Genomic DNA, 12,684 nt, shown 5'->3' on the forward strand with positions numbered 1-12,684 from the left:
CACGCCGCATGACCGTCGGCCAGGCACTCGTCGAGTTCCTGGCCAACCAGTGGACCGTCGACGGCGACGTCCGCGAGCGCACGATCCCGGGCATCTTCGGGATCTTCGGGCACGGCAACGTCGCCGGTCTCGGCCAGGCGATCAAGCAGCTGCACGTCGAGCAGCCCGGACTGCTGCCGTACCACCAGGCCCGCAACGAGCAGGCGATGGTGCACCAGGCCGTCGGGTACGCACGGATGCACCGGCGACGCGCGACCTTCGCCGCGACCGCCTCGGTGGGCCCGGGCGCGGCCAACATGCTGACGGGTGCCGCGCTCGCCACGACCAACCGACTGCCCGCGCTGCTGCTGCCGTCGGACACCTTCGCCACGCGCACCACCGACCCGGTCCTGCAGCAGATCGAGATGCCGCACGACACCTCGGTGCAGGTCACCGACGCGTTCCGTCCGCTGTCGCGCTTCTTCGACCGCGTCGAGCGTCCGGAGCAGCTCTTCTCGATCGCACTCGCCGCGATGCGGGTGCTCACCGACCCGGCCGAGACCGGTGCGGTCACGATCGCCCTGCCCGAGGACGTGCAGGCCGAGCAGCTCGACGTGCCCACCGCGTTCCTGGCGCCGCGGGAGTGGCACGTCCGCCGGCCCCTGCCCGAGCACGGACCGCTCGCCCGGGCCGTCGCCGCCATCCAGGCCGCCGAACGCCCGGTGATCGTCGCCGGTGGTGGGGTCCTGTACTCCGACGCGGCCGCCGAGCTGCGGGCCTTCGTCGAGGCCACGGGCATCCCCGTCGGCACCTCGCAGGCTGGTGGCGGCGCCCTGCCCTGGGACCACCCGCAGTACCTCGGCGGCATCGGCGCGACGGGCACGGCTGCCGCGAACGCGATCGCCGCGCAGGCCGACGTCGTGATCGGCATCGGTACCCGGTACAGCGATTTCACGACGGCGTCCCGCACGGCCTTCCAGCACCCGGACGTCACCTTCGTCAACGTGAACGTCGCCGCGTTCGACGCCTACAAGCACGGCAGTCAGCTGCCGCTCGTCGCTGACGCCCGGGAGGCCCTGGTCGCGCTGACGACGTCGCTCGCGTCGTACGCGGTCTCCGACGGCTACGCGGGCGAGATCGAGGACCGCAAGCGGTCCTGGGACGCCCTGGTCGACGACGCGTTCGCGCCGACGGGTGCCGCGCTGCCCGGGCAGTCGGAGATCATCGGAGCCGTCCAGTCCGCCTCCGACCCCCGTGACGTCGTGATCCAGGCGGCCGGTTCGCTGCCCGGCGACCTGCACAAGCTCTGGCGGGTCCGCGACGAGCTCGGGTACCACGTCGAGTACGCGTTCTCGTGCATGGGCTACGAGATCGCCGGCGGGCTCGGTGTCCGACGTGCGGCACCCGACCGCGACGCCATCGTCATGGTCGGCGACGGCTCCTACCTGATGCTGCACACCGAACTCGTCACCGCGGTGGCCGAGGGCCTGAAGATCATCGTGGTGCTCATCCAGAACCACGGGTACGCGTCGATCGGGCACCTCTCCGAGACCGTCGGGTCGGAGCGCTACGGCACCCGGTACCGCTACCTCGACGACGCCACCCAGTCGTTCGACGACGGCGAGCCCTTGCCCGTCGACCTGGCGGCGAACGCCCGGTCCTACGGCGTCGACGTGATCGAGGTCGAGCCGGGGCCGGGCGCCATCGACGACCTGCGGGCAGCCGTGCGTCAGGCCAAGGCGAACGAGCACACGACGCTCATCCACGTGAACTCCGACCCGCTGGTCTACGCACCCGACGGCGACGGGTGGTGGGACGTCCCGGTCGCGCAGACCTCGACGCTCGAGAGCACCCGGGCCGCCCGCGCCGACTACGAGCAGCACCTCGCCGCGCAGCGACCCCTGCTCGGCTGACACCACCACGACACAGAGAGCGACAGCGACGTCATGACCGACACCGCCACCACCACCGGCACCCCGTCCTCGATCCGGATCGGCACCGCCCCCGACTCGTGGGGCGTGTGGTTCCCGGACGACCCGGCCCAGGTGCCGTGGCAGCGCTTCCTCGACGAGGCGAGCGCGGCCGGGTACGAGTGGATCGAACTCGGCCCCTACGGCTACCTGCCCACCGACCCGGCGCAGCTGTCCGACGAGCTGGAGTCCCGCGGGCTCAAGCTGTCCGCCGGCACGGTCTTCACCGGGTTCCACAAGGGCGACGACCAGTTCCAGCGGGCGTGGGACCAGGCCGTCGCGGTCGCGGGGCTCGCGGCTGCGCTCGGCGCCGAGCACCTCGTGACGATCCCGGACCTGTGGCGGTCGGACGCCACCGCCGAGGTGCTCGAGGCCCGCACGCTGGACGACGAGCAGTGGCAGCGTCTGGGCAGGGGGCACGACCAGCTCGGCAAGGCGCTGCTCGAGGAGTTCGGTGTCCACCAGCAGTTCCACACGCACGCCGACAGCCACGTCGGCACGTACAAGGAGACCGTGCGCTTCCTCGAGGTCACGGACCCCGCCTACACGAACCTCTGCCTCGACACCGGCCACTTCGCGTACTACGGCGGCGACTCCCTCAAGCTCATCGCCGAGCACCCCGAGCGCATCGGCTACCTGCACCTCAAGCAGGTCGACACCGACCTGCTGTTCGACGTGCTGAAGAACGACGTCCCCTTCGCCACCGCGGTCGCCCAGGGGATCATGACCGAGCCGCCGCGCGGCACGCCGGAGCTTGCACCGATCATCGAGGCCGTGGCCCGGATCAACCCGGAGATCTTCGGCATCGTCGAGCAGGACATGTACGGCTGCTCCGTCGACGCCCCCGGCCCGATCGCCGAGCGCACGTTCCAGCACATCCTCGGGTCCACGTCGGCCGCCCGGGCGTCCTGAGCGCCGTCCGCATCACCATCACCATCACCACGCCGTCGCCCACGACGGCGGTCCGCGACACAGTCGTCCACCACAGGAGAACCACATGACCACCGGAAACCTCCGCGTCGCCGTCGTCGGCGCCGGCATGATGGGCGCTGACCACGTCCGCCGCATCACCGCGAAGATCTCGAACGCCGACGTCGTCGCCGTCGTCGAGCCCGACCAGGCCCGCGCTGCCGCGGCTGCCGCGGTCGCGCCGGGTGCCGTCACCGCGGCGTCCTTCGACGAGGCGCTCGACCTGACCCCCATCGACGCCGTCGTCATCGCGACGCCCGGGTTCCTGCACGAGCCGATCCTGGTGACGGCCCTGGAGCGCGGCCTCACCGTGCTGTGCGAGAAGCCCCTCACGACGAGCGCCGAGGACTCGCTGCGGATCGTCGAGCTCGAGCAGACGAAGGCCGACCGACCGAAGATCCAGGTCGGGTTCATGCGTCGCTTCGACACCGGCTACCAGGAGCTCAAGGCCCTGCGCGAGTCCGGGGCGAACGGCGCGCTGCTCGCGCTGCACCACGCGCACCGCAACCCGACGACGCCGCCGAACTTCAGCGAGTCGATGCTCATCCACGACTCGGTGATCCACGAGATCGACATCATCCCGTTCATCACCGGCGAGGCGATCACGAGCGTCGAGGTCAAGAAGCCCCGTCAGAACTCCCTCGCGCCCGCCGACCTGCCCGAGCCGCAGTTCGTGCTGTTCACGACGGAGTCCGGCACCATGGCGATCGTCGAGATCAACGTCAACGCCCAGTTCGGCTACCAGGTCACCACCGACGCCGTGTTCGAGTCGGGCGTCGCGTACATCGGGCGCGAGACCTCGCAGCTCGTCGTCTCCGGCGGCGTGTCCGGACAGGGCGTGACCCCGTCGTTCAAGGAGCGCTTCGCCGCCGCCTACGACGAAGAGGTCCAGCGCTGGGTCGACGCCGCACGGCTCGGCGGCATCGACGGCCCGAGCGCCTGGGACGGCTACACGGCGTCCGTCGTCGCCGAGGTCGCCGTCCGTGCCCAGCAGACCGGCGCGCACGAGCAGGTCGAGTACGCGGTCGCGAAGCCGGCGTTCTACGCCGATGCACCGGTGCCCGCGGAGGCGTAGCCCGTGCCGAAGATCGCCCTCGACCCCACACCGTTCCACCACGACCTCGAGCTGCTCGAGTTCCCGCAGAAGGTCGCCGACCTCGGGTACGAGTACCTCCAGCTCACCCCGCACCGCGACTTCATCCCGTTCTTCCGGCACCCGAAGGCCGACGACGACCTCGTCGACGCCTTCGCCGCGGCCTGCACGGATGCCGGGGTGCAGGTGGCGAGCGTCCTGCCGGTGCTCCGCTGGTCGGGCCCCGACCGCGAGACCCGCGAGACCGCCGTCAAGCAGTGGAAGCGCGTGATCGAGATCACCCAGCGCCTCGGGGTGGACACCATCAACACGGAGTTCTCGGGGCGCCCCGAGCGCGCGGAGGAGTCCGAGGCGCAGTTCTACTGGGCGATGGAGGAACTGCTGCCGGTGATCGAGGCCGCCGACCTGCGCGTCCTCATCGACCCGCACCCCGACGACTTCGTCGAGGACGGCCTCGAAGCCCTGCGGGTGATCCGCGGGCTCAACTCCAAGCACGTCGGCTTCGTCTACGTGGCGTGCCACACGTTCCACTACGGCGGGGACATGGACGCGGTCATCGACGCCGCGGGGGACTCCCTGCAGCTCGTACACGTCGCCGACGCCTACGACCACCAGCGCTCGCACGGCCTCCGCTACATCACCAACCCGCCGGGCAACGCCGTCCGCGTCCACCAGCACCTGCCGGTGGGGCAGGGCGACGTCGACTTCGACCGGTTCTGGGCAGCGCTCGACCGCGTCGGCTTCTCGGCGCGCGAGGACACCGTCGCGGTGTCGAGCGTCTTCGCCGAGGACGAGAACGCGGACGAGGTCTCGCGCTTCCAGCTCGACACGATCACGAAGGGACTGCACCGATGACGACTGCACCGACCGACACCGCATCGACCACGAGCGAGCGCGCCGACCCGTCAACGGGGGCCGACACCCGCCCGGTCACCCTCCAGGCCGCCGAGCAGACCCCGACCGCCCTGTGGAACGACTCCGCAGACCCGCGGGAGCTCGCGACCGCCATCCACCTGTACGGCGCCGTCGGGGCGACGTGCAACCCGGTCATCGCGTACACCTGCATCCAGCAGGACCCGGAGACGTGGGTCCCGCGCATCCGCCAGATCGCCGCCGAGCACCCGACGGCGGGGGAGTCCTGGATCGGCTGGAAGGCCGTCGAGGAGCTCTCGATCGCCGCGGCCGCCCAGCTCCTGCCCGCGTTCGAGGCCTCCGGCGGACGCAACGGCCGGCTCAGCATGCAGACCGACCCGCGCTTCCACCGCGACCAGGACGCCCTCGTCGAGCAGGCCGTCCGGTTCTCGGGGCTCGCGCCGAACGTCATCGTGAAGATCCCCGCGACGAAGGTCGGGATCGCCGCGATCGAGGAAGCCGCCTACCGTGGCGTCTCCATCAACGCGACCGTGTCCTTCACCGTGCCGCAGGTCGTCGCCGTCGGCGAGGCCATCGAGCGCGCGCTCCACCGCCGTGCCGCGGACGGCCTGCCGGACCAGGAGTTCGGCCACGTGGTCACCCTGATGGCCGGGCGCTTCGACGACTGGCTGAAGACCTCGGTCCAGCGCGACCACGTGATGATCGACCCCGGGTACCTCGAGTGGGCCGGCGTCGCCGCGGTGAAGAACGCCTACCGGGTCTTCCGACAGCGCGGGTTCCGCTCGCGGGTGCTCGTCGCGGCCTTCCGGAACGCCCTGCAGTGGTCGGAGTTCCAGGGCGGTGACCTGGTCGTGTCCCCACCGTTCCAGTGGTCGAAGGACATCAACGACAACGCGTTCCCCTTCCGCCCCGACGCCATCGACGACGAGGTCCCAGCCCACGTGCTCGACGCGCTCCGTGCGGCCACGCCGGAGTTCGCCCGCGGGTACGACGAGGACGGCATGACGATCGACGAGTTCGACCGCTTCGGTGCCACCGTCACGACCCTTCGCCAGTTCCTCGACGCCGACGCCAAGCTCGACGCCCTGGTCCGCGACATCATCGTCCCGGCCGTCTGAGCGCCATGGACACCATCGGCGTCGGACTGGTCTCCGTCGGGTGGATGGGACGGCTGCACTCGCGGGCCTACCGCGCGCTGCCCGACCACTTCCCGGAGCTCGGCGCGCAGCCTCGGCTCGTGGTCGCGGCGGACCCGATCCCCGAGGCCCGTGCGCAGGCCGTCGACCGTCTCGGGTACGAGCGCGCGGTCGCCGACTGGCACGAGGTCCTCGCGGACCCCGCGGTCGACGTCGTCTCGATCTGCTCGCCGAACTTCCTGCACCGTGAGATGGCCGTCGCCGCCGCACAGGCGGGCAAGCCGTTCTGGATCGAGAAGCCGATGGGCCGCTCCGCAGAGGACTCGCGCGGGATCCACGAGGCCGTCCAGCGCTCGGGCGTGATCACGAGCGTCGGCTTCAACTACCGGCACGCCCCCGCGATCGAACGCGCCCGCGAGCTGGTCCGGAGCGGTCGGCTCGGCCGGGTCACGACCGTGCGCGGGTCGTTCCTCGCCGACTACTCCGCCGACCCGGCTGCACCGCTGACCTGGCGGTTCGAGCGGGACCGAGCGGGGTCCGGTGTCCTCGGCGACCTGCTCTCCCACGGCCTCGACCTGGCGCAGTACCTGGTCGGGCGGATCGCCAGCGTCACCGCGCTCGCCGACACCGTGGTCACCGAGCGTCCCGTCCCCGGCTCCGGGATCGTGGACCGGAGCGCCGCGGCCACCGGTGCGCTGGGAGCCGTCGAGAACGAGGACTACGCCGCCCTGCTCCTCCGTTTCGACGGCGGCGCGGTCGGCACGATGGACTCGAGCCGGGTCATGCACGGACCCCACGCCGAGTACACGATCGAGGTCTACGGCACCCGGGGCTCCGTGCGCTGGGACTTCCAGCGGATGAACGAGCTCCAGGTCGCGCTCGACGGGCACGAGGCCTCCGGCTACACGACCCACCACGTCGGCCCGGGGGACGGCGAGTTCGGCCGCTTCCAGCCGGGTGCGGGAACGGCCATGGGCTACGACGACCTGAAGACCATCGAGGCCGCCCAGTTCGTCGCCAGTGTCCGTCGCGGAGAGCAGCTCGCGCCGTCCGTCGCCGACGGCCTGTCTGCCGCCTCCGTCGTCGAAGCCGCTGAGGCCTCCCTCGCCGACGGGGCCTGGCACGACGTCGCCCGCGTCGACGGACCGCTCACCGCCGACGCGGCGACCCCCGTGCTCTAGCCGGTCACCGAGACGGACAGGAGGCTCGCTGCTAGCGGGCGCCGAGCCTCCTGTCCGTCTCTGGTTCCGTCCAGAGCCGTGGTACTTTGTCAGGACAAAGTCTCGACCAGCAGGAGGCACCATGCCGCTCGTCCGTATCGACCTGGCCGCCGGGCGCAGCCCGGAAGCCGTCCGCGCCATCGCCGACGCGATCCACACCGCGATCGTCGACGTCTACGGCATCCCGCCGCGTGACCGGTTCCAGATCGTCACCGAGCACCCGGCGCAGCAGATCATCGCCGAGGACGCCGGGCTGGGGTTCGAGCGCACCGAGGGCGTCGTCATGATCCAGGTCTTCACGCAGCGCGGCCGGACCGAGGACGCCAAGACGACGCTCTACACGGCGATCCACGACCGGCTGGTGGCGGTCGGCGTCGCGACGGAGGACGTCTTCATCGGCTACGTCGAGAACGGGCCCGAGGACTGGTCGTTCGGCTTCGGTCGCGCCCAGTACGTCACGGGCGAACTCGGGGTGCCGTCGGCAGGGTAGGCAGGCGCAAAGGTCAGCCGGCGCCTACTTGTCGACGAGCGTGACCTCGAACGAGTAGCGGTCGGGGCGGTAGCAGTGCACGCCGTACTCGACCGCGCGGCCCGAGGCGTCGTACGCGGTGCGGCTCATGGTCAGGACGGGGTCGCCGTCCTCGATCTCGAGCAGGCCCGCCTCTTCGTCGGAGACCGCGCGGGCGCCGATCCGCTGCTTCGCGACCCGCATCGTGACCCCGCGCGCACGGAGCAGCTGGTACAGCCCGTGCGACTGCAGGTCCGTGTCGGTGATCTCGAGGAACTCCGGCGGCAGGTAGTTCTCGAGGATCGCCATCGGCACGTCCTCGGCGAACCGCACCCGGCGGATGTGGACGACCGTCGTGCCGGGCTGCACGCTGAGCGCCTCGGCGACGGCGGCGCTCGCCGGCACGTCACTGCGCTCCAGGAGCTTCGTCGTCGGCTTCTGTGACCCCTGCGTCAGGTCGTCGAACAGACTCGTCAGCTCGACCTTGCGGGTGACGGGGCCGTGCACGACCTGCGTGCCGATCCCGCGCCGCCGGACGAGCAGGCCCTTGTCGACGAGGTCCTGGATCGCGCGACGGATCGTCGGGCGGGACAGCCCCAGGCGCTCGCCGAGGGCGATCTCGTTCTCCAGCCGGGAGCCCGGCGGCATCGCGCCGGAGCGGATCGACTCCTCGATGCGCGAGGCGACCTGGAAGTAGAGGGGCATCGGACCCGAGCGGTCCAGGTCCATGAACAGGTCGGACGGCACCTGGCCTTCGTTGGTCATCGCTGTCCTTCGGGAGATGCGGGGTGCGGCAACGGTGCCGCCCGGGATTGTCGTGACATTACCATCGCGGTTCCCGCAGCCCGGGGCGCCGAACCGCAGTCAGTCCGTCCCGAACGGCTCCGGTCAGTCCGCGAAGATCATCGGGCGGTTCGACAGCCGCGGCTGGTTCGTGGCCCGCGGCTTCTCGGCAGGGATCCGCACGGGGTTGATCGTCACCCGGGTCGCGGCACCGAGCGCCTCGACCGTGGGGGCCTCGTGACGCTGGGCGGCGTGCACGACGATCGCAGCGCAGGCCTCGGCGTCAGCGGCTGCGTCGTGGTGCTGGAAGTCCTCGAACCCCGCGGCCATCGCGGCCACCGGCAGGCGGTAGGAGTCGAGCGTGTAGGTCTTGCGTGCCACCGCGAGCGAGCACATCGAGTGGTGCTCGGACAACTCGATGCCCGTCGCCGAGCAGCCGCCCGCGATCACGCCCATGTCGAACCGCGCGTTGTGGGCGACGAGGACGTCCCCGGCCGCGAAGGCCACGATGTCCGGGTACTGCTGCTCCCACGTCTTGGCGCGGACCACGTCCTCGGCGACGATGCCGTGGATGCGGGTGTTCCACTCGAGGAAGGCGTCGTGGCCGAACGGCGGGCGGATGAACCAGGACGCCCGTTCGACGACCCGGCCCGCGCGGACCTTCACGAGGCCGACGGAACACGCACTGGCGGGCGAGCTGTTGGCGGTCTCGAAGTCGATCGCGGTGAAGTCCAATGACACGTCCCGATCGTCGCACGGGGTTCCGACATCGCCCGAAGGCCAGTCGGCGTTGCGTCAGCGGCGGCGGGTCCTGCGGGTGCCGCGGCGTCGACGTGCGGTGATCCGCCAAGTCCTCGTGCGTCGCGCGTGTTCCGCCGTCCACCACGGCCGGAGGACCGTGCCGACGAGTTCGAACGCGAGTGCCGCCCCGTCGAGACGCCAGCGCGGCGGCAGGCTCCGGACGTGCGCCTCGATCGCTCCGGCGAAGTCCTCGGTGATCGTGGGGAAGGCTGCGTCCGCGGGCGGCGCGACCATCCGCCAGCGGTCCTCCTCCTGGTGGTCGATGGCGGCGTCCTCGGGGTCGTACTCGACCAGGACGTCCGCTTCGAGCTCGGCGAGGGCGTCGTGCAGGGCGTCGAGTTCGCGGGGCGGCATGGCCTCGAGCGCGGCGATCGTCTCCGGTGTGAACCACCGCCGCTGGTCGCGGGCGTCGAAGCCCATCGAGTGCACGCCGAGCCGGTCGCGTTCGAACCACATGACTGTCCTCCGTCTGTTGCGTCCCACCCAGGCTGCCAGGTGGCAGCGGTGTCCGTGTCGCCTGTGGGTGGTGACGTCCTCCGATCAGGGGAGTCGATCCTCCGATCAGAGGACCCCTCTCCGGTACCCTCACGACATGGGCGAGCCGCGCGACCTCGACGACCTGCTGGCGCAGGCCGAGCCCGTGGACGCGCCTCCGCACACCGCGCGACGCGCGATCGCCCTCGCTATCGCGCTGGCCAGCACCGGTGTCGCGATCGCGGTCGTGGTCGCCGGCGGATTCGGCGGCGTCCTCACCGTCGTCCTGTGGCTCACCACGCTGGGGTCGTTCCCGAACACCGCCTGACGAGCGGACTGGAGGCCCGGGTCGGCTCCGGCAGGCAGCCGCCGGTAGGCTGTCCTCCCGTGGCTCTCACCATCGGAATCGTCGGTCTCCCGAACGTCGGCAAGTCGACCCTGTTCAACGCCCTCACGAAGAACTCGGTCCTGGCGGCGAACTACCCGTTCGCGACCATCGAGCCGAACGTCGGGGTGGTGAACCTGCCGGACCCGCGGCTCGACACGCTCGCTGAGCTGTTCAAGTCGGAGAAGACCGTGCCCGCGCCGGTGTCGTTCGTCGACATCGCCGGCATCGTCAAGGGCGCCAGCGAGGGCGAGGGGCTCGGCAACAAGTTCCTCGCCAACATCCGCGAAGCCGACGCCATCGCGCAGGTCGTCCGCGGGTTCACCGACGACGACGTCGTGCACGTGGCGAACAAGGTCTCCCCGAAGGACGACCTCGAGGTCATCAACACCGAGCTGATCCTGGCCGACATGGAGACCGTCGACAAGGCGATGCCGCGCTACGAGAAGGCGGTGAAGCTCAAGCAGATGGAGCCCGCCGTCCTCGAGACCGCTCGCGAGGTCCGCGCCACGCTCGAGCAGGGCACGCTGCTGTCCGCCACGAACATCGACCTGTCGCCGATCGCCGAGCTCGGGCTGCTCAGTGCCAAGCCGTTCATCTTCGTGTTCAACGTCGACGAGGCGATCCTGACCGACGACGACCGCAAGGCCGAGCTCGCGGCGCTCGTCGCCCCCGCCCAGGCCGTGTTCCTCGACGCCCAGGTCGAGTCGGAGCTCATCGACCTCGACCCCGCTGACGCCGCCGAGCTGCTCGAGTCCACCGGGCAGACCGAGTCCGGGCTGAACCAGCTCGCACGCATCGGGTTCGACACCCTCGGGCTGCAGACCTACCTGACGGCCGGCCCGAAGGAGTCCCGCGCGTGGACGATCGGCAAGGGGTGGAAGGCTCCCCAGGCAGCCGGCGTCATCCACACCGACTTCGAGAAGGGCTTCATCAAGGCGGAGGTCATCTCGTTCGCGGACCTCGTCGAGACGGGCTCCATCGCCGAGGCCCGTGCGCACGGCAAGGCCCGCATCGAGGGCAAGGACTACGTCATGCAGGACGGCGACGTGGTGGAGTTCCGCTTCAACAACTGAGGACGACCCGCGCTGCGGCTCACGGCTCATGGGGAGAATGATGGCCTGGTTCCGAAGGCGAGACCGCGAGCAGCGCACCGCCGACGCGCCACCTCCGCCCGCTGAGTCCCACGTGATCGACGTCACGGAGGCGGGCGTCACCATCGACGACACGCTGCATGAGACGCTGAGCGTGTCCGCACTCAGCGCGCTCCTCGGGGAGCCCCGTGTGGTGTCTCCCGACGACCTGGACCCAGACGAGCGCGGGGTCGTCCGCAGCACGATGGTGATCTGGGATCGATCAGGTGTGCGGGTCTACACCAAGGGCGATGACGAGGCCACCGACTTGTCGATCCGTCTGGCCGACGACCCTGACTGGCGGAGTTCCAAGCCGCCCGAACTGCTCGGCTTGCACTCCGGCAACGTCTTCGTCGGCGCGTTCACGATCGGCGGCGAGGACCCGCTCGACACGGTTCCAGAATCCGACCTGCGGATGGGGTCCGTCTTCGTCCGTGCCGAAGTGGGGCACTGGGAGAGCCTCCTCTTCCTCAACCAGACGGAGTGCGGCGAGATCCGGACGATGCCGTTCGCCGAGCGTTTCGCCAAGAGCAGCACCGATGAGCTCGCGCGGGTGGTGCGTGCGGCGACAAACCCGTTCCGCGAGGTCATCATCGGCTACCGCGCACCGGAACTGGTCGAGAAGTCCTCTGGCACGTGGGAGGTGCCGGCTGCGACGGAGCCCGTGGTGGAGATCGCGTCGTTCCCGTTCCGGCTCGCGATCATCGAGGAGCTGATGTTCGGGCAGGACCTGCTCACGCCCCGGTTCGATGTCCACGACTTCGCACGCGATCAAGGTGCTCGGTCATTCGATCCGGACGAGATCGGGTACGAGGTCATCCCCGCGGTCCGCGACTGGTTCCGCGATCTCCCGATCCCGGCACGCCTCGCGGAGCACGTCGAGACGCTGGTGCTGGACGGCGGCAACGACGTGTACCTCCAGCTCATCCCGCAGTGGGATGGTGAAGACAACTCCTTCGACATCGAGAGCCTCATCGCTGAGGACCTCGCGCCGTTCACCCGGCTCCGTGCGGTGGACGACATCGGCGGGTTCCTCGGTCCGCGTGCGCGCACCGTGCTCACCGATCACGGGATCACCGTGTCGTAGTCAGTTCACCGCATCGACTGCCGGGATCGTCGCCACGTCCGGAGGTTCAGCACGAAGCTGACCGCGCCGGACAGTGCCATCACGATCCCGCAGACCAGCATGAAGTGGTCGGGGCTGTTGACGTTGCCGACGACCAGCGCGATCCCGCAGACGGCGAGCACGGTGTTCAAGACGACGGTCCACCCGGTGGCCGTGTTCGCTCGGTTCGTCTGCACGCCCTCAGGGTACTGGACCTCCACCTCCCGCAGCCGGTCGGACAGGGCTACGGTGACG

The 12,684-nt window shown here is 70.4% G+C and carries 14 protein-coding genes; 10 read left to right on the plus strand and 4 right to left on the minus strand.

Annotated elements, in window-relative coordinates; genetic code table 11:
- The first annotated feature begins 8 nt into the window (after positions 1 to 8).
- From iolD to ITJ54_RS14965, 7 genes are all read left to right on the plus strand, one after another.
- The gene (iolD, locus tag ITJ54_RS14935; RefSeq protein WP_194629883.1) at positions 9 to 1,892 is read left to right on the plus strand and encodes a 3D-(3,5/4)-trihydroxycyclohexane-1,2-dione acylhydrolase (decyclizing); all 1,884 of its coding nucleotides are present in this window, start codon (positions 9 to 11) and stop codon (positions 1,890 to 1,892) included.
- Between the two features lie 33 nt (positions 1,893 to 1,925).
- Complete coding sequence (locus tag ITJ54_RS14940) at positions 1,926 to 2,861, plus strand: sugar phosphate isomerase/epimerase family protein (protein WP_194629599.1); 936 nt, start codon at positions 1,926 to 1,928, stop codon at positions 2,859 to 2,861.
- An 85-nt stretch (positions 2,862 to 2,946) separates the two neighbouring features.
- Positions 2,947 to 3,993 (plus strand): Gfo/Idh/MocA family protein, encoded by a 1,047-nt coding sequence (locus tag ITJ54_RS14945; protein ID WP_194629601.1) that lies wholly within the window; start codon positions 2,947 to 2,949, stop codon positions 3,991 to 3,993.
- 3 nt (positions 3,994 to 3,996) lie between these two features.
- Positions 3,997 to 4,866, plus strand: a complete 870-nt coding sequence (locus ITJ54_RS14950; RefSeq protein ID WP_194629603.1) for a sugar phosphate isomerase/epimerase family protein — start codon at positions 3,997 to 3,999, stop codon at positions 4,864 to 4,866.
- On the plus strand, positions 4,863 to 6,002 hold the full coding sequence (locus ITJ54_RS14955) for a transaldolase family protein (RefSeq protein WP_228509486.1): 1,140 nt from the start codon (positions 4,863 to 4,865) through the stop codon (positions 6,000 to 6,002). The genes ITJ54_RS14950 and ITJ54_RS14955 overlap by 4 nt, the downstream gene beginning before the upstream one ends.
- 5 nt (positions 6,003 to 6,007) lie before the next feature.
- Positions 6,008 to 7,201, plus strand: coding sequence for a Gfo/Idh/MocA family protein (locus tag ITJ54_RS14960; protein ID WP_194629605.1), 1,194 nt, complete (start codon positions 6,008 to 6,010; stop codon positions 7,199 to 7,201).
- Positions 7,202 to 7,322: 121 nt separating this feature from the next.
- Complete coding sequence (locus ITJ54_RS14965; protein WP_194629607.1) at positions 7,323 to 7,730, plus strand: tautomerase family protein; 408 nt, start codon at positions 7,323 to 7,325, stop codon at positions 7,728 to 7,730.
- A 24-nt stretch (positions 7,731 to 7,754) separates the two neighbouring features.
- On the opposite strand, the gene ITJ54_RS14970 is transcribed toward ITJ54_RS14965, so the two are convergent.
- The 3 genes from ITJ54_RS14970 to ITJ54_RS14980 all read right to left on the minus strand — a co-directional run bounded on the left by ITJ54_RS14970 (position 7,755) and on the right by ITJ54_RS14980 (position 9,788).
- The gene (locus tag ITJ54_RS14970) at positions 7,755 to 8,513 is read right to left on the minus strand and encodes a GntR family transcriptional regulator (RefSeq protein WP_194629609.1); all 759 of its coding nucleotides are present in this window, start codon (positions 8,511 to 8,513) and stop codon (positions 7,755 to 7,757) included.
- Positions 8,514 to 8,636: 123 nt separating this feature from the next.
- Entirely contained in the window at positions 8,637 to 9,272 is a 636-nt protein-coding gene (locus ITJ54_RS14975; RefSeq protein WP_194629610.1) for an exonuclease domain-containing protein, read from the minus strand.
- Between the two features lie 54 nt (positions 9,273 to 9,326).
- Positions 9,327 to 9,788 (minus strand): hypothetical protein, encoded by a 462-nt coding sequence (locus tag ITJ54_RS14980; RefSeq protein ID WP_194629611.1) that lies wholly within the window; start codon positions 9,786 to 9,788, stop codon positions 9,327 to 9,329.
- Between the two features lie 136 nt (positions 9,789 to 9,924).
- Here ITJ54_RS14980 and ITJ54_RS14985 point away from each other — a divergent pair, with 136 nt between their 5' ends.
- From ITJ54_RS14985 to ITJ54_RS14995, 3 genes are read left to right on the plus strand one after another with little or no spacing between them, the layout of a single operon-like run.
- Positions 9,925 to 10,134, plus strand: coding sequence for a hypothetical protein (locus ITJ54_RS14985; protein ID WP_194629612.1), 210 nt, complete (start codon positions 9,925 to 9,927; stop codon positions 10,132 to 10,134).
- A 59-nt stretch (positions 10,135 to 10,193) separates the two neighbouring features.
- Positions 10,194 to 11,267, plus strand: a complete 1,074-nt coding sequence (gene ychF, locus ITJ54_RS14990; protein ID WP_194629613.1) for a redox-regulated ATPase YchF — start codon at positions 10,194 to 10,196, stop codon at positions 11,265 to 11,267.
- Entirely contained in the window at positions 11,185 to 12,411 is a 1,227-nt protein-coding gene (locus ITJ54_RS14995; protein ID WP_194629614.1) for a DUF6892 domain-containing protein, read from the plus strand. Before ychF ends, ITJ54_RS14995 begins: the two co-directional genes overlap by 83 nt.
- A gap of 5 nt (positions 12,412 to 12,416) precedes the next feature.
- On the opposite strand, the gene ITJ54_RS15000 is transcribed toward ITJ54_RS14995, so the two are convergent.
- Positions 12,417 to 12,626 carry a hypothetical protein gene (locus ITJ54_RS15000; RefSeq protein ID WP_194629615.1) on the minus strand — a complete coding sequence of 70 codons (210 nt, stop codon included), beginning with the start codon at positions 12,624 to 12,626 and terminating at the stop codon, positions 12,417 to 12,419.
- Positions 12,627 to 12,684 lie beyond the last annotated feature (58 nt).

It is taken from the genome of Curtobacterium sp. VKM Ac-2865, assembly GCF_015350905.1.
Taxonomy (GTDB): Bacteria; Actinomycetota; Actinomycetes; order Actinomycetales; family Microbacteriaceae; genus Curtobacterium.